The organism is Aquimarina sp. AWH4_224, from assembly GCF_056160245.1.
Genome location: NZ_JBSWWU010000006.1, coordinates 51192 through 68945, shown reverse-complemented (window position 1 = coordinate 68945; position 17754 = coordinate 51192). Strand labels below are relative to the sequence as shown.

Here is a 17754-nt window from a genome sequence, read left to right as displayed (position 1 = left end):
ATTATCAAAAGCTTAGTCGTTGACTTTTCCCTTTACTTACAGGGCTTTTGCACTTTATCTTAAGGATGTGAAAAAAGAAATTTATTTTTCAATTTTGTAGTACTGCTATAATTTTTAATTCTAGAATTGATAAGAAAACCCGGTTTGTAACTGTATATATAATGGCTGGTAAGAAGTTCGGTTTTGGCTCGCATCCTGCAATTGGTATTTTACTAGTGGGGTGAAGTTCAAATAAATGTTGTTATAAATTGGATATTTGAAATTGGTGCCAAAATTAATGCTAAAGTTCGTTTTTTGAAGTTTGTCGTTGCTACCAAGAGAAATATTGGTCATAGGGGATGAGAGTTTTACTTCACTGCTGTTTTGAATTACAAAACTCAATCCTCCAATAAATGAAGCTTGTACCTTTTTGTCTATAAAGAGATATCCTAGCTCCATGGATATTTCGTGAAAACTAATTCTTTGTGAAAGGCTACTGTTGGTTGCTAAAGTATCAATATCGACATTGGGATTAATGTCTCGAACTGTTGATGGGAATTGTACAGGGGTAATATCTTTAATTTCATTTTTGATTGAGAAATAGTTGTAACCAATTCTTGAAGAAAGTCTTTTACTTAGACCAGCATTGAAAACAATGCCGTATCCAAAACCAATGTCACCTGTATTCGAATTTTGAACCAAATTATCACTAATCAAAGACCCATCTGGGGAGAGATGGTAGGTAGGTGCTAAATGAATTCCAATACTGTATTTTGGAGTAAAGGTTTTAGCACTTTTTATGGTATCAATAGGAACTATTTGATCCTCTGTTAGCAATGCTCCCTTAAGATGGTAAGATGCCAGTTTTGATTCTTGAGCCAAAATTGTACTTAGTACATTATATTGGTTATTTGTATTTGCCGAGTTGGAACTTTTTCCTAAAGATGTTTCTGTGGTATTTTTTGAAATATGATTGTTGATGCTAGTTTTGTATTGAGTTATGTTGGTGTTTGCAGGTTTCTCTATTTTTTGGTCGTTTGATAATGGCGTTGCAGCTTTAGTAGCTGAGGAATTAAAAGTAGTAGTATTAGGTGGTGTTTGGGAAACTTTAATGTTGTTTCGGGTTTCGGTGGGAGTGTTGAACTGTTTATTGTTGTTTTCTGTTTCCAAAACAAGATCATTACAATCTGTAATTTCTTCTTGTAGTACAATTTGAAGATGTTCAGGTGAAGGATTCAAAGGTTTTTTTTCACTCGATATATAAAAGAAAAAGATCGTCGCGCCTAATACTAACACCGCTCCTGAAGCAATGATCCAATATGGGATCCTAAATTTTCCCTGCGGAGGTAATTCAGCTTCAATGTCCTCCCAGTTAAGTGAACTGGGAGCCGCTTCAAAGTTTTTTAACTTTTCGCTGAAAATTTTTCCTATATCTCTTTTATCGCTCATTACGTACTAGAATTTTTTTTTGGGGATTTCGCAAAGCAGTTATTTTTGTTTTTAGTAACACCTTAGCTCTATGAAGGTTCGATTTTGATGTGCCTTCTGAAATATTGAGCATTGTAGCGATTTCTTTGTGTGAATAATTATCGAGTTCGTATAGACTAAACACTAATCGGTATTGATCAGGTAATTCTTGTATAAAAACTAGTAATTCATCCAAACGAAAATCTACCATTTTGGGCTCTATTGTAGTATCTGCAACTCTGTTTTCATCGATCTGTAATGCAGGTGTGCTAGACTTTTTATATTTATCAATAGCCTTATTAATAGCTATACGTTTTACCCATCCATCAAAGGACCCCTTAAAATTATATTGGTTTATTTTTTTGAATATGGTAATGAAGGTATCCTGTAAATTATCTTCAGCTTCAGCATAGTTTTTACAATATTTTAGACTCAAAGAAAAAAGCACATCCTTGTATAAGTGAAAGAGTTCACTCTGGGCATTTCGGTTGTTTTTTTGACATTTTTTGATGAGCTTTTTTAAGTCCAATCTATGCTGATGTTTAAGATGTTTGTTTTTATGCTTTTATGTCTTTCACGTCTATAAAGGATTAAAGATGTATTTCTTTAGCTAATTTCAATAAAGTTTTGGTTTGATCCGATTTGAATAAACGTTCCAGGCTTAGATCATAATTAAGATCATCTGTATTGGTGGCTATTACAGAACTAAGTTGAACGGTATTCAAATCCTGTAGTAAAGATATCTCATTTACAATAGATTCTGGTAATTCCTGAAGATTGTACTTACCCTTTACAGTGGACGGCGAAACTATGTTCCAGGAAAAACCAATGGTATTTTCTATATGCCATTTTGATAAAATATAGGATACCTGATTGCTTTGGGTAGAGATATCAAAGTTACTTAGATCATTATTGCTGATAGAAACCTCTGGATTAATAAAACCGAAACTAGAAGGAACTGCACCATATGTTGTTTGTATATAGCTGTTGTTTTGATTTGTTGCTTTTAAGGTTAAATTGAAATTTTCAAATATTGATGGAGTATATACAAGGATTTCATTGTTCGATATTATTGTGTTTCGATCCTGATATAGACGGTAATTGTTTTCTTTAATTGTATCATTAAAAGTTGCTATTCCACTAATTGTAGTGGTGTATTCAAAACCTTCTGTAGAAGATAATGCAACGTTAATGGAGTGAGAAGTTTCCATAGCCTTACTTTGACTCAGATTGATGTTATATTGTGTGTTGGGGTCTAACACTAGTGTTTGATATGTTGGTGTTTCATTTTTTAATAATGAAGTGATCACAATTTCTGGAGTGCTCTCAAAAAATGAATATGAAAAGTTCTCTTCAAAAATGAAATCTACAGGAGAATAACGACCAGATTGTGCGATAACAATTTCTTCAAAATTAGAGGGGAAATTACCCAGTTGAAGTTGTGTTCTGGATTGTGGAAAAGGAGTAAAGGGATCATCTAGGATAATAGATTTATTTTTTGGGACATCTAAATAGGTGATAATAGAAACTTCACTACTTAGCTGTCGATACCTTAAAATGCTAATGGCTATATTATCCCCAGAGTAAGAACCAGTGACTAATTCAATTTCATCGAGGTTAAAAAGTTCTCCGGACGCCAGATGTTCACCATTTTCTCCTTTTACCATATAAAATATTCTATTACTATCTGAAGTGGTTCCGTCTTCTACAAATAATTTAAGAAGTGCATCATTATTTGTTTCTGGTGCTATTGCTTCATTTTCTGTTGTACAAGTCCAGAATAATAAGGCTAGTGCGATATAACTTATTTTTTTCATTGCCTAATTTTTGATTTTACATCTATATAGACATGAGGTTTTCAAAAGGTTGCGTGGGTTATGAATTTCTTTTGATTTTGGTAAGATAAAACCTTTATTAATTTGTTAAGTGTCTTATTATTAATGAGTTGTTTTTTGTTGGAGAAGGTTAAATGTCTATATTTAAATGCCTAAACAATTTTAAATTATGAGAAAATTACACAAATTATCTACAAAGTTCTTGGGTAGGATTGGGAGTCCTATGGCAAGAATAATTCCTTTATTATTTATTTTTTGTTTGCTGTTTTCTAGTTGTTATACCTATAAAAAGATGGGGGATGAAGCTTATCAAGATATAAGCCTTAACAAAAAATATAAAATTACTACCAAAGAATGGTCTAAGAAAAGAGTAACTATCGTGGATAAAACGCAAACCGGAATAATTGTGGTTACGTTTGATAAACAAAAACAGGAAGTGCTGTTTTCTGATATACAGGAGTTGAGAAGATTGAAGTTTTCTCCCTTTAAAACTTTTGTAGTACTTCCCGTATCTTATGTAGCAACCGGAGTTGGATTAGCCTTTCTTGGATATGGTATTCAATAACGATCGTAAAAATGTATAGTAAATATGAAACAAAAAAGCCTTCTCGATCGAGAAGGCTTTTTTAAGTATTAACGTAAGAAATTTAATCTTGTTTCTTATTATGTTGAGGTTTTCTATCACCTTTAGGTTTTCCTTCTGGTCTAGGAGGACGTTGTAAAAGTGCTTTTCTAGAAACCTTTTCTTTTCTTGTTTTTGGATCAATACCAAAGTATTTAACATCGATAACATCTCCTATATTCACTACATCGGTAACATTATTTGTACGTTCCCAAGCTAGTTCAGAGATGTGTAGTAAAACTTCGTTTCCTGGAGCATCGGTATACTCTACTACAGCACCAAAATCCAAAATCTTAATCACTTTTACTTCATAAACACTTCCTACTTCAGGTTTGAAAGTAATCGCTTCGATTTTTCTAATTACAGTATCGATAGCTTCTTGTTCTACACCCAAGATTTCAACAATTCCATGCTCTCCATCTTCCTCGATTACGATAGTAGTACCTGTTTCTTTCTGCATCTCCTGGATCACTTTACCGCTAGGCCCAATAACTGCTCCAATGTATGATTCTGGAATAGTGATTTTCACCATCTTCGGTGCATGAGCCTTAACAGATTCATTCGGAGTCTCAATAGTATCAGTCAGTTTTTCCAAAATATGTAAACGGCCATCACGAGCTTGTTTTAAAGCTTTTACTAGGATTTCGTAAGAAAGTCCTTTGATCTTGATGTCCATTTGACAAGCAGTAATACCATCAGCAGTACCTGTTACTTTGAAGTCCATATCACCCAGGTGATCTTCATCTCCCAAAATATCCGATAATACCGCATATTTATCTCCATCAGAGATCAATCCCATCGCGATACCTGATACTGGCTTTTTAATCTTAATACCAGCATCCATTAATGCCATAGTTCCAGAACATACGGTAGCCATAGAAGAAGAACCGTTTGATTCTAATACTTCAGATACTACACGAACTGTATATGGACAATCTTCAGGGATCATTCCTTTTAATGCACGTTGTGCCAGGTTTCCGTGACCTACCTCTCTTCTGGATGTACCTCTTAATGGTCTGGCTTCTCCAGTAGAGAAAGGAGGGAAGTTATAATGCAAGTAGAAAGTTTCTTCTCCTTGTTGGGTTGGTAAATCAATTACGTTAGCTTCTCTTGATGTACCCAAAGTTACTGTTGCTAATGCTTGAGTTTCCCCTCTGGTAAAGATAGAAGAACCGTGCGTAGAAGGTAAGTAGTCTACTTCACACCAGATCGGTCTGATATCTGTAGTAGCACGTCCATCAAGACGAATACCTTCATCCAGTGTTAGGTTTCTTACCGCTTCTTTATGAGCTTTTCCGAAATATTTAGAGATTAAATCTCCTTTTTCTTCAAGCTCTTCTTCTGTATACTGTGCCTTGATTTCGTCTTTTATTTCAGAAAAAGCTAAACCTCTTTCTTTTTTAGAAGAACCTTGCTTCGCAACATCATAACACTTTTGATACGCTTGTTCGTATATTTTTTTCTCTAATTCTTCGTCTTGCGCTTCTGGCTCGTATTCTCTGGTCTCTTTTTTACCAACAGCTTCAGCTAGACGAATTTGCGCTTCACATTGTACTTTAATAGCTTCATGAGCAACTTTAATAGCTTCTGTCATTTCTTCCTCAGAAACTTCGTCCATTTCTCCTTCAACCATGGCAACAGAATCAGCAGATGCTCCTACCATTAAATCGATATCGGCATTTTCTAATTGTGCTCTACTTGGGTTGATGACAAACTCACCATCGATTCTTGCTACTCGTACCTCAGAAATAGGAGTTTCAAAAGGGATGTCAGAAAGTTGGATCGCTGTAGAGGCTGCCAAACCTGCAAGAGCATCTGGCATTACATCTTCATCATGAGACATTAACTGTATCATGACTTGTGTTTCAGAATGATAATCTTTAGGGAATAACGGACGTAACACACGGTCTACTAATCGCATGGTAAGAATCTCTTCTGTACTTGGGCGAGCTTCTCTTTTGAAAAAACCACCAGGATAACGTCCGGCAGCGGCAAATTTTTCACGATAATCAACAGTTAATGGTAAAAAATCTACTGGAGAAGGATCGTAAGAAGAGACAACAGTACAAAGTAGCATTGCCTTACCCATTTGAACAACAACAGACCCGTGAGCTTGTTTTGCTAGTTTTCCGGTTTCGAGGGTGATTTGTCTTCCATCACCTAGGTAGATAACCTCTTTATAAACTTGTGGAATCATAATTTGTTTTTGATTCGTGCCCATATCATATTTCACTTCATTTTCTGAAATGTGTTATAGGCCTAATTAAACATTGGTTTTCCGTCTTCACTCGGACGGACAAGGTTGTGTTGTTGTAGTAATTGCGCGACCAATGAAAAACCAAGGCATACATTTATAGATATTGCTATAAATGGTTTTCTTTAAAAAATATATATAATAAAAAAAGAGGCGCGCAGCCTCTCTTTTTCTTATTTTCTTAATCCTAATTCTTTAACGATTGCACGATATCTCATGATATCTTTTTTCTTAAGATAGTCAAGTAAATCTCTACGCTTACCTACTAGCTTTACCAAAGAACGCTCTGTGTTAAAATCTTTACGATTTTTCTTTAAGTGTTCTGTTAAATGAGTAATTCTGTAAGTAAATAATGCAATCTGACCTTCTGCAGAACCACTGTCATTCTTTCCTTTACCGTGTTTTGCGAAGATTTCTTCTTTAGTTTCTTTTGTTAGATACATTCCAATATTATTTAAATGATTTTTATGTATTGATAACATTCTGCTATCAGCGTGCAAATATAGTACTTTTTAATCAAGTAATCCTTTTTATTAAAAAAAATAATATTGAGTTAAACCTTTTGTAAAAATCTAAGTCTTAGGATGGTAACGTTAAAATTAAATATTATGAAAAACAGCATCTTGAAATTTGGTTTAGTAGCAATCCTTTCTGTAGTATTTGTAGGATGTACTCAGGATGAATCTGAAGATATCACTACTAGCGACTTAACCATTGAAGAAACCGCACTTACTGCAAAAATTGATACCAATGCAGAGTTTATCAGCGATACATTTTTACAAATTTATGAGTACGAAGAGGTAGCAACCCCTTTTAAGAGCTCTGTTCATCCGTTTATTCCTGATTGTGCTACTATTACAGTAGTGGTGACGGATACGACAAAGAACATTACAGTTGATTTTGGAACCGAAGGTTGCGAGGTAAGAGGCCGTATTATTAAAGGTAAAGTGCTAATGTCTTACGAAATTGATTTGGAAGCCCGAGTACGTATTATTAATTATAGTCTGGAAGACTTTTTTGTAGATGATACCCAATTCGAAGGTTCGAAGACAATTACCAGAGAACGAATGAATGACGAAGGTAATCCACAATATACTATGAATGTGGATTTAACAGTAACTTTTGCTGATGGAACAGTTGCTTCTAGAACAGGAACAAAGACTCGTGAATGGATAGAAGGAGTGTTGAATGGAAATTGGGGAGATAATGTGTTTTTAATTACTGGTGCATGGGAGACCAATTTTGCAAATGGTAATACCCATAGTACAACCATCACAACTCCGATACGAAGAGAGGCAAGCTGTCGATTTTTGGTTAGTGGAACGGTGGATTTAGTAAGAACTAATTTTAGTGGAACCCTGGATTATGGTGATGGGGCGTGTGATAATTTGGCTGTATTTACCAATACAGATGGAGAAGAGAGAGAAATTCGATTATAGAATTTTTTGATTAGTGAGTAGAAAAGTGCCTTTTTGTACAAAAAGGCACTTTCTTATGCTTACTAGTTTGATAATGGACGATTGGTAATCAAGTCCAGATATAAGTTGATCTTTTGTTTTAACTCCTGGCGAGGTGTTATGAAATCAAGGAAACCGTGTTCCAAAACAAATTCTGCCGTTTGGAAACCTTCAGGAAGTTCTTTACCTGTGGTGTCTCTTACTACACGAGGTCCTGCAAACCCGATAAGCGCACCAGGTTCTGCAATATTAATGTCACCCAACATCGCAAAAGATGCTGTGGTTCCTCCGGTAGTCGGATCTGTACATAAAGAAATGTAAGGAATACCAGCATCTGCAAGCTGTGCCAATTTTGCCGATGTTTTTGCCATTTGCATCAAAGACAAGGCAGCCTCCATCATTCTGGCGCCACCAGATTTTGATATCATTACAAAAGGAATTTTATGTTTTAAGGAGTGATCCGCCGCTCTTGCAATTTTTTCTCCAACAACACTTCCCATAGATCCTCCAATAAAAGAGAAATCCATACAAGCGATTACCAAATCATTTCCATTTGACTTTCCTACTGCAGTTCGAACGGCATCCTTAAGATTCGTTTTATCCTGAGCTTCTTTAAGACGATCTACATATTTCTTTTTGTCTTCGAATTTAAGAGGGTCCTTTGCAGAAAGATTTTTGTCAAGTTCTTTAAACTTGTTGTCATCAAATAAAATTTCGAAATATTCTTTACTTCCAATACGAACATGGTATCCATCCTCAGGACTTACGTAGAAGTTTTTTTCAAGTTGCTCTGCGTCAACGATTTTACCCGTGGGGGATTTGTACCAAAGTCCCTTTGGAACATCTTTTTTGTCTTCGGTCGCGGTTTGTATACCTTTTTGTGTTCTCTTAAACCAAGCCATAAATTTATATATTAAAAAAGCTGAAACTCCAGAGGGCGGGGTTTCAGCTTGGTTTTCTAGTCTATTATAATGTGTTTACATTATTTAGATCCTCGAATGCCTTTTTAAGACGGGTTTTGAAAGTAATTTCACCTTCACGTAACCATTTGCGGGGATCGTAATATTTTTTATTTGGTTCTTCTGCGCCTTCAGGATTACCGATTTGAGTTTTTAAGTACTCAATTTTACCGGTCATATAATCACGAATCCCTTCGTTGAATGCAAACTGAAGATCTGTATCAATATTCATTTTGATCACACCATATCCAATCGCTTCTCTGATTTCTTCAAGAGTAGAACCGCTTCCTCCATGAAATACAAAGTCGATGTGGTTATGCTCAACTCCATATTTCTCTGAGATAAATTCTTGCGAGTTCTTAAGGATTTTTGGTGTCAATTTTACATTTCCAGGTTTGTAAACCCCGTGTACGTTACCAAAAGCAGCAGCAACGGTAAACTTATCACTTACCTTGCTTAGCTCTTCATATGCATAAGCCACTTCTTCTGGTTGAGTATACAATTTAGAGTCATCAACATCGGTATTGTCAACACCATCTTCTTCACCTCCAGTAATTCCTAATTCGATTTCCAGAGTCATTCCCATTTTGCTCATTCTCTCTAGGTACTCTTTACAAATTTCGATATTCTCTTCGATAGGCTCTTCAGAAAGATCTATCATATGAGAACTATAAAGAGGTTTTCCGGTTTCTTTGTAGAATTGCTCTCCTGCATCTAGTAAACCGTCGATCCAAGGAAGTAGCTTCTTTGCACAGTGGTCAGTATGCAAAATTACAGGTACTCCATAAGCTTCGGCCATAAGATGCACATGCTTTGCACCTGCTACTGCACCAGCGATAGCAGATTTTTGGTCTTCGTTAGAAAGACCTTTACCAGCGTTAAATTGTGCACCACCATTCGAAAATTGAATGATGACAGGGGAGTTGATTTCCGCAGCAGTTTCCAAAACAGCATTGATAGAGTTCGAACCAATTACATTAACGGCAGGTAATGCAAATGATTTTTCTTTTGCATACTTAAAAATAGCCTGTACTTCGTCTCCTGTTGCAACTCCTGGTTTGATGTTGTGATTCATCTGTTAATTTTTAAAGTTTTTAGTTGTCAGATCTTAGACATAAATTCTATGGTGAAATATACTATCTAATTTTGGTTTTTAAGCTTACAAAAATAGTAAAATTATGTAGAATCCTACACGAATAAAACAATCTTTGCATAGCGCATATTATTACGTTTTTCAAATTGAATAGTGCTAAAAGGATAAAGCAGTATTTGAGATCACAGAAGTGGGGAGGATAACGAAACAAATATATAAAATATCGACTAGGATATACTAGAAGGGATAGTTAATTCCGAAGTTGTAAACCGCATTTTTAAAGTTATATCCTTTGAACCATCTTTGGTCCTCATCATCAGAGGGGTTAAAGGTTTTGAAGCCGACATCTAATCGGATCACAAAGAATTCAAAATCATATCTGAAACCGAAGCCACTTCCAACAGCAATTTCCTGGATATCATCCAAATCAGAGAAAACAGCATCTTCGTCTTCTACGTTGTCAAAAACATTCCAAATATTACCTGCATCGATGAATAAAGCCCCGTTCAACGAACCTAAAATGTTATATCTATACTCGAGATTAGTAGCAATTTTCAAATTCGCTTCATTAAATTCGTTTCGTCCTCCTGTACTACCAGGCCCAAGATCATACACCAACCACGCTCTGTTGTCGTTGGGGCCTCCTCCAAAAAAACTTCGCGCAAACGGAATACTGTTCGAGTTTCCAAAAGGAATTGCAATTCCTCCAAAAGCCCTAAAAGCAATGATGTTTTTTCTGCCCAAATCCCAATGTTTGGTGTAATCCAATTCGGTTTTAGCATATTGAGAAAACTCTACTCCAAAAACTTCAAATCTGTCATTGCTGTTTTTGTCCAAACTGGCAAGATTGGAAACTGTGCTTAGCACATTTCCTGCGAGTTCGATTTTACCTCTGAATCTCGAAAAATCTTCATCATACAGATTTTCTTTACTATTTCTAGAATAGGTATAACTAGAACCAAAGATTAGGTTGTCTTCGGTTAGTCTAATTTGTCTTTCACTGATGTTTTGAATTTCCTGAATTTGATTTGCAGAAAGGTCACCATCTGGATTTGCACCCAAGGATTGGTCGATAAAGCCATCAGCTCCTTCAGGAATACGAAGTACCGCATCATTGATATCGGGTGTTCCGGTATCGGGTTGAAAGAATAAAGGAGAATCCGGATCCAAAACATCTCTAGCTATATCATTCAGCTCGTTAAATGAGGTATTGTAAATATTGAAGTAATTATTGGTATTTAGATTCCGTACATATTGTACGTTGACCAAGTCCAATTGATTAGACACAAATTTGCTCGATTTCCATTGGTAATTAAATATTCCTGTAGCATTCTGCTTATCCAATCCAATATTTTGCTGCACGTTCATACCAAAAAGTAGGTTGGTAGTAGGAGTCATACTTTTCGGGATAATCTTAGTTGTTTTGAACGGGAATACTATTTTTGGAAAAGTGAGTTTTACATCGGTCCCCACTTCAGAAATATTGAAAAAACGTTCTCCTCCATCTACAGCTTCGGTAGAAGAACCAATACTACCTCGAGCAGATATTTCAAGAATTTCTGCACCTCCAAAAACATTTCGTATCAAAAGAGAACCTCCAAATCCAATTCCGAAAGCCTGAATGGTAGAGGTGGATACATCAAATTCGACGTTGGTACTATACTTTTTTCTTGGGGTAAGTAAAATATTTGCAATCAAATCTGTCCCCGAAGGATCATTGGGATCCATATCATACCTAATGTTTGGGTATTTAAAGGTTCTGAGGTTGTTAATCTGGTTGTAAGTAGCTGTACGATCCCGATCTCTAAAAACCTCTCCAGGATTGATAAGGATGGAATTGGCAATTGCTTTTCGGGTGTACTTAATTTTATCAAATCCGTAAATGTTATACCCTCTATATGAAGTGCTGTCTAGAGGAGTCTTATTTCGATTTTGATAAGAATAATCAGTGAAAACATTCACTTTACTTACCTTATGAACTTTGAAAGGAACTCTAGCTACCGAATCACCAAATACGATAGGTCTGTCCTTAATATTTAAATTCAGATTTACTTTATGATCAGTATTTACGGTGTCTGCATCAAAATTGATGAATTCTTTTTCAAAATGAAACAGCCCAGAGTTTCTATATAATGAGGTAAGGCGTTCTCTTTCTGACTCGATATCAAGTGTTTTGTACTGCTTTCCGGATACAATGGTGGATTTGTCTTTGTGGATTTGATAGATAGAATCTGCTACTTTTGAATCTATTTTGGTGTGTAAAGAATCTATAACATAGGGTTCATTGGGTTTGATGTAGTAAGAAACCGTAGCTCTTTTGTCTTCACTTTTATCAATTTTATAGTCGGTCTTAATATTGAACCAACCATTGTTCCAGTAGTAGGCTTGTAATCTTTTTTCCGACCTTTTTATTTTGCCTTCGTCCAAAATAGATGGTGGTTCTCCTGTTTTTTTGATCCACTCGTTAATTCCGGTTAATCCTTTGCCCAGGCGATCCACTTGTTTTTTTGAAAGGAAGTTGATCATTCGTTGCTCCCGTTTTGGTTTGCGATGTAACCAATCCTGGTATGAGGAATCTCTATCTACACTGGCAAGATTGTAAATATGAAGTCGAAAAGGAATTCCAGCCACCGGAGTGTTGGGTTGTAATAACAGTTGATTCTCTAACTTTCGATCCTTAGATTTAACACTATCAACAAAAATTAGATTTTTTTCTAATAGATATTCGTTTTCCGGAACTCTTTTTACAGCATCACATGAGCTTAAAAAGATTGTGGTTAGGGTAATAAATAATATTTTTGTCAGAAAGTGTTTCAATCCCTATACATTATTGATTCAAAAATACACTATTTGTATGGTTAGCAAAAACCAAAAGAAACTAATAAAAAGTTTATATCAAAAAAAATACCGAAAACAACACGGTTTGTTTGTTGCTGAAGGGAAAAAGGTCATTCAGGAACTATTGCAAGCCAAGTTAGAGTTGCATGCACTCTTTACCACAGAGGATGAAATTTTTGAAGTGAATGATCAAAAAAAGTATTTGGTAAGTCACGAAGAATTAAAACAAATTAGTTTTTTGACTACTCCGCAGGTAGCTTTGGCTGTTTTCTTGATTCCAGAAGTTCGTCAAATAGATTTAGAAGGTATTGTGCTGGTATTGGATGATGTAAGAGATCCTGGTAATTTAGGCACGATTATTAGATTGTGCGATTGGTTCGGTGTTAAAGAGTTGGTATGCTCTAGTCAAACTGTAGATTGCTATAATCCCAAAGTTGTGCAGGCAACAATGGGTTCTATTACTAGAGTGAACATCGTTTATCAAGATATAGAGGCATTTCTTCTTCAACAAAAACCAACTATTCCAGTATATGGGACTTTTATGGAAGGAGATAACATATACAAAGCATCCCTTCCTAAAAAAGGGGTTATAGTTATGGGGAATGAAGCGAATGGTATTTCTACACCAATCGAAGAGATTGTAGACAAACGCATCACCATACCTCAATTTGGTTTGGGGCAAAAAACAGAAAGCCTCAATGTAGCTACTGCTACCGCTATTATTCTAAGCGAATTTAAGCGAAAAATAAGTTGACTTACTGGAAGGTGAAATTGATAAAAATTCCTCTTGTAGACATTTTATCGATGGTTGATGTCCAAGGGCTATCCGGATCGTTATCCTGAACCAATTCGTCAGACATGGCAAATATTCCACGTATAGAAGGGGTAAATTTGAAATAATACAGATAAAAATCAATACCAAAACCAAGTTCAAAATAATTGGTGTTTGTCTTCATTCTAAATTCTCCCGAACTATTGTCGTCAGGGTTATCCTCGTTACTAGATAAGTTGATAGAAGTGGATATTCCACCAACGATAAAAGGCTTGAAATTATTCAATCGTTTGGTAGATACTTTTAGTAATAATGGTATATGTACATACGTTGATTTTACCTCTCTGAAAGATTCAAATTGAGAAGTAAATAACGGATTAGAAAACGTGAGATTCCTGCTGGTAAAAGTAACCATAGGTTCTAATCGCAAATCCAAATAGTCATTGATTCTCATATTTCCCAATAATCCAACGCTGAAACCAACTGTCTTATCCACTTCGATATCTGCATCCTCAAATTCTGAAGTGTAATCAAAATTAAAATCATAACTATTTAACCCAAGAATATAACCCCAGCTAAATCTCGGTTTATCAAAGTTCTGAAGATTCTGAACTTTTTCTTTAGAAAATAATTGTGCGCTCACATTTTGAGAGCAAATTAAAACAGCGATTACGATAAAAAGTCTTTTCATATTATTTTGTGGCTGTATATATTGTGGCTACTCCAAACGTTTGGGGATGATCTTCAACATGTATAAACCCAATTTTCTTCAAAATATTGTTGAACGCTTCTCCATATGGAAAAGCAGCAGCACTTTCACTTAAATAAGAATAAGCCGATTTGTCTTTAGAAAAGATCTTTCCAATAATCGGAAGAATCCCTTTTGTATATAACTTATAGCCTTGTTTAAAAGGAGTTTTTGTGGGGATTGAAGTTTCTAGAACTACGAAAATTCCACCAGGTTTGAGTACTCGGTAGATTTCAGAAAGTCCTTTTTCTAAATTTTCAAAATTTCTAACTCCAAAAGCCACAGTAGCGGCATCAAAATGATTGTCTTCAAATTGAAGATTTTCACTATCTCCGGTTACCATTTCGATGGTAGTATCCAGATTTTTGGCTTTAATTTTCTTTTTGCCTATTTCCAACATTCCTGTAGAAATATCCAGTCCTACAATTTTTGTAGCACCGGTCTGCGATAAATTGATAGCAAGATCTCCTGTACCAGTAGCAACATCAAGAATAGATTTTGGCTGTACTTTGCTTACCTGTTTTACGACTTTTTTTCGCCACTTCACGTCAATACCCAACGAAATAACACGGTTAAGACCATCATAATTTCCCGAGATCGTATCAAACATTTCGGTAACCTGCTCTTTCTTAGATCTGTCTTTGTCTTTATATGGTGTTATTTTCTCCGACATTCAAAAAAAATTTAGGCAAATATACAGTTTTGAAGGATATAGTTTGAAGAGTTTTGTATTAAGTTAGGATAATCAAATTTTATCAGTTGTTCAATTTGCATTATCTTTGTACGCTTTTATAGGCTAAGGGATTTTTTTACGTTCAAATAGTTGCTTAGCTATATTTTACCTAGAGATGGAAAACAATACACAAAACCGATGAAAATCATTATTGCCGGAGCTGGTGAAGTGGGATTTCATTTGGCGAAATTACTATCATTTGAGTCTCAAGATATTACACTCATAGATACTGACAAAGAATGCCTGAATTATGCGGATACTCATTTGGATATTCGAGTAATAAAAGGCGATGCAACTTCGATCAGTATTTTAAAAGATGCCAGAGTCGAAAATATGGATATGGTAATTAGTGTTACCTCAAGTGAAACGACTAATATTACGGTTTGTGTATTGGCCAAACAATTGGGAGCAAAACGTACCATCGCTAGAATTTCTAACACAGAATTTATTGAGAATAAAGAAGAAGTAGGTTTTACCAAATTTGGTATTGATGAATTGATTTCTCCAGAGGCGTTGGCTGCGAGTGAGATTGAACTTCTTTTGAATCAATCTGCTTTTCATGATAGTTATGAGTTTGAAGATGGGGCGCTAACTATGGTGGGAACCACCCTATCCAAGGAAGCGTTGTTTGTGGGTAAAACAGTTCGTGAAGCCGCCGAAATATTTCCAGAGCTACACTTTATGCCTATTGCGATTCAGCGTTCTGGAACGCAGTATACATTGATTCCAAGAGGTGATACCTCGTTTAAAGAAGGAGACCAGGTATATTTTGTGACCTCAAAAGGAGGAGTAGATGAGTTATACAAACTAACAGGAAAAGTAAAAGAGCTTATCAAGAATGTAATGATTCTTGGTGGAAGTAAAATCGGTCATAAAACCTCATGTGATCTATGTGATCATAAGTTTAGAGTAAAACTGATAGAGAAAGACAAAGAAAAGTCATTTGATCTGGCAGATGATCTTCCTAATGCGTTAATCATCAATGGAGATGGTCGTAATGTGGAGTTGTTGCAGGAAGAAGGGATCGGAGATATGGATGCATTTATCGCAGTAACTGGTAATTCTGAAACTAATATCATGTCTTGTCTGGTGGCAAAATCCAAAGGAGTGCGCAAAACCATCGCTTTGGTAGAAAACATGGATTATTTTCAGTTGTCTCACTCTATAGGTATCGATACCTTAATCAATAAGAAATTATTAGCAGCAAATAATATTTTTAGATTTATCCGAAAAGGGGAGGTTGTGGCGATGACAAAGCTCAACAACATGAATGCCGAGCTTTTAGAATTTATTGTTAAGCCAACTTCCGAAGTAAGTGATAATCTAATTCGTGATTTGGACTTTCCGCGTTCTGCAATTATAGCGGGAGTGATCAGAAATGGAGAAGGTATGATACCTCTCGGGAATTTCTACATTCAGGCAGGAGATAGGGTAGTGGTGTGCTGTTTGCCAAAATCTATTAAAAAAATAGAAAAGCTCTTTCTCTAGAATATGGCAAGGTTAAACTATAAAATCATCTCTCACATCATGGGACTTCTGTTACTTTGTAATGGTAGTTTTATGCTACTGGCTACCATGATCAGTTTTGTGTACAAAGATGGGGTTACCTTAGAAATCATGATGGCGGCTTTGGCGACCATGTTTGTTGGTATCGCTATGATGTTTTTAACGAGAGAGCATCAAAAGGAAATTAACAAGCGAGAAGGGTATATCGTAGTAACGTTTGGTTGGATATTTATGTCCTTGAGTGGTACTTTACCTTATCTTTTTTCAGGAGCTATACCTACATTTACCAATGCCTTTTTTGAAACCATGTCTGGGTATACTACCACAGGTGCTTCTATACTTAATGATATCGAGATCGTTCCCAAAGGAGTATTGTTCTGGCGTAGCTTAACCCATTGGATTGGTGGTATGGGGATCATTGTTTTGGCAGTGGCTATACTTCCACTTTTAGGAATTGGAGGGATGCAGTTGTTTGCAGCAGAGGCTCCTGGTCCTAGTGCAGATAAATTGCACCCTAGGATTACCGATACGGCCAAACGACTATGGCTAATTTATTTTGGGTATACTGCGGCAGAAACTATTTTTTTGCAACTCGCAGGGATGAGTTTTTTTGATGCGATCAATCATGCGATGAGTACCTTGTCTACAGGTGGTTTTTCTACCAAAAATGCCAGTGTTGCCTATTGGAACGATCAACCTTTAATACAGTACATTATTATTTTGTTTATGTTCCTGGCAGGAATGAACTTTGTATTGAGTTATTTTGGGTTTAAAGGAAAAGTGCAAAAGATTATAAAGGATGAAGAGTTCAAGCTATATTCCTTATTTATTATTGCTTTTACAGTAATTGCGACTTTTATCATAATCTATAAAGCAGATCCTTCCATTTCTTCTATAGACCATCCCATGGTTTTTGGTGAAGTAGAAAGTGCATTTCGCCATGCTTTATTTCAGGTGTTAGCCGTGGTAACCACTACAGGGTTTGTGAGTGCGGATTTTACGATGTGGACTCCGTTTTTAACGGTGTTTTTCTTCGGGATTATGTTTTTGGGAGGTTCTGCAGGTTCTACCTCTGGAGGGATGAAAGTAGTGCGCCATTTGATTACGATACGTAATGGTATTCTGGAGTTTAAAAGAACGTTACACCCAAGAGCAGTATTACCGGTGCGTTATAACACCAAGGCGGTATCCAAAGAAATTACGTTTAATATTCTTGCGTTTTTTATTCTATACATGCTAGCTTTTATTATTGGATCTGTGGTGCTTGGAGCATTAGGTTTGGATTTTGAAACTGCAGTGGGAGGAGCAGCTTCCTCATTAGGAAATGTCGGACCAGCTTTTGGGAAACTAAGCCCGGTAAACAACTTTGATGTGCTTCCTGATTTTGGAAAATGGTGGTGCTGCTTCCTGATGCTGATCGGAAGACTAGAGCTTTTTACGGTATTAATTCTACTTACCCCTTTCTTCTGGAGAAATAGATAATAATCAAAT

At 35.9% G+C, this 17754-nt stretch carries 15 protein-coding genes; 5 read left to right on the top strand and 10 right to left on the bottom strand.

All coding sequences use genetic code 11. From position 1 onward, the window contains the following. Nucleotides 1–120: 120 nt before the first annotated feature. From ACXAGJ_RS12860 to ACXAGJ_RS12850, 3 genes are all read right to left on the bottom strand, one after another. The gene (locus ACXAGJ_RS12860) at nt 121–1428 is read right to left on the bottom strand and encodes a hypothetical protein (protein WP_474840441.1); all 1308 of its coding nucleotides are present in this window, start codon (nt 1426–1428) and stop codon (nt 121–123) included. Beyond that, a complete protein-coding gene (locus ACXAGJ_RS12855; RefSeq protein WP_474840439.1) occupies nt 1418–1975 on the bottom strand; it encodes an RNA polymerase sigma factor in 558 nt (185 codons plus the stop codon). Before ACXAGJ_RS12855 ends, ACXAGJ_RS12860 begins: the two co-directional genes overlap by 11 nt. A gap of 61 nt (nt 1976–2036) precedes the next feature. Then, the gene (locus tag ACXAGJ_RS12850; RefSeq protein ID WP_474840437.1) at nt 2037–3263 is read right to left on the bottom strand and encodes a hypothetical protein; all 1227 of its coding nucleotides are present in this window, start codon (nt 3261–3263) and stop codon (nt 2037–2039) included. Between the two features lie 187 nt (nt 3264–3450). Between ACXAGJ_RS12850 and ACXAGJ_RS12845 the strand changes: the two genes are divergently transcribed. Further along, nucleotides 3451–3846: a hypothetical protein gene (locus tag ACXAGJ_RS12845; protein ID WP_474840435.1), complete on the top strand. Its 396-nt coding sequence runs from the start codon at nt 3451–3453 to the stop codon at nt 3844–3846. 82 nt (nt 3847–3928) lie between these two features. Here the strand turns inward: ACXAGJ_RS12845 and ACXAGJ_RS12840 are convergent, their stop codons facing one another. Together ACXAGJ_RS12840 and rpsO are read right to left on the bottom strand one after the other, a co-directional pair. After that, a complete protein-coding gene (locus ACXAGJ_RS12840; RefSeq protein WP_474840433.1) occupies nt 3929–6100 on the bottom strand; it encodes a polyribonucleotide nucleotidyltransferase in 2172 nt (723 codons plus the stop codon). Nucleotides 6101–6330: 230 nt separating this feature from the next. Then, entirely contained in the window at nt 6331–6600 is a 270-nt protein-coding gene (rpsO, locus tag ACXAGJ_RS12835) for a 30S ribosomal protein S15 (protein ID WP_073321640.1), read from the bottom strand. Between the two features lie 165 nt (nt 6601–6765). Here rpsO and ACXAGJ_RS12830 point away from each other — a divergent pair, with 165 nt between their 5' ends. Beyond that, nucleotides 6766–7596 (top strand): hypothetical protein, encoded by an 831-nt coding sequence (locus tag ACXAGJ_RS12830; protein ID WP_474840431.1) that lies wholly within the window; start codon nt 6766–6768, stop codon nt 7594–7596. A gap of 62 nt (nt 7597–7658) precedes the next feature. On the opposite strand, the gene accD is transcribed toward ACXAGJ_RS12830, so the two are convergent. The 3 genes from accD to tamL all read right to left on the bottom strand — a co-directional run bounded on the left by accD (nt 7659) and on the right by tamL (nt 12483). Further along, on the bottom strand, nt 7659–8516 hold the full coding sequence (accD, locus tag ACXAGJ_RS12825; protein ID WP_474840429.1) for an acetyl-CoA carboxylase, carboxyltransferase subunit beta: 858 nt from the start codon (nt 8514–8516) through the stop codon (nt 7659–7661). A 64-nt stretch (nt 8517–8580) separates the two neighbouring features. Further along, nucleotides 8581–9648 carry a class II fructose-bisphosphate aldolase gene (gene fbaA / locus ACXAGJ_RS12820; protein ID WP_073321514.1) on the bottom strand — a complete coding sequence of 356 codons (1068 nt, stop codon included), beginning with the start codon at nt 9646–9648 and terminating at the stop codon, nt 8581–8583. A gap of 255 nt (nt 9649–9903) precedes the next feature. Then, entirely contained in the window at nt 9904–12483 is a 2580-nt protein-coding gene (tamL, locus tag ACXAGJ_RS12815; RefSeq protein ID WP_474840426.1) for a translocation and assembly module lipoprotein TamL, read from the bottom strand. A gap of 37 nt (nt 12484–12520) precedes the next feature. Between tamL and ACXAGJ_RS12810 the strand changes: the two genes are divergently transcribed. Further along, complete coding sequence (locus tag ACXAGJ_RS12810) at nt 12521–13258, top strand: TrmH family RNA methyltransferase (protein ID WP_474840424.1); 738 nt, start codon at nt 12521–12523, stop codon at nt 13256–13258. 1 nt (nt 13259) lies between these two features. On the opposite strand, the gene porT is transcribed toward ACXAGJ_RS12810, so the two are convergent. Together porT and ubiE are read right to left on the bottom strand one after the other, a co-directional pair. Further along, nucleotides 13260–13967 carry a type IX secretion/gliding motility protein PorT/SprT gene (gene porT, locus ACXAGJ_RS12805; protein ID WP_474840422.1) on the bottom strand — a complete coding sequence of 236 codons (708 nt, stop codon included), beginning with the start codon at nt 13965–13967 and terminating at the stop codon, nt 13260–13262. A gap of 1 nt (nt 13968) precedes the next feature. Next, nucleotides 13969–14697, bottom strand: coding sequence for a bifunctional demethylmenaquinone methyltransferase/2-methoxy-6-polyprenyl-1,4-benzoquinol methylase UbiE (gene ubiE, locus ACXAGJ_RS12800; RefSeq protein ID WP_473285702.1), 729 nt, complete (start codon nt 14695–14697; stop codon nt 13969–13971). A 198-nt stretch (nt 14698–14895) separates the two neighbouring features. Between ubiE and trkA the strand changes: the two genes are divergently transcribed. Together trkA and ACXAGJ_RS12790 are read left to right on the top strand one after the other, a co-directional pair. After that, nucleotides 14896–16245, top strand: coding sequence for a Trk system potassium transporter TrkA (gene trkA, locus ACXAGJ_RS12795; protein ID WP_073321529.1), 1350 nt, complete (start codon nt 14896–14898; stop codon nt 16243–16245). A gap of 3 nt (nt 16246–16248) precedes the next feature. Beyond that, nucleotides 16249–17745 carry a potassium transporter TrkG gene (locus ACXAGJ_RS12790; protein ID WP_473285703.1) on the top strand — a complete coding sequence of 499 codons (1497 nt, stop codon included), beginning with the start codon at nt 16249–16251 and terminating at the stop codon, nt 17743–17745. Nucleotides 17746–17754: the final 9 nt, after the last annotated feature.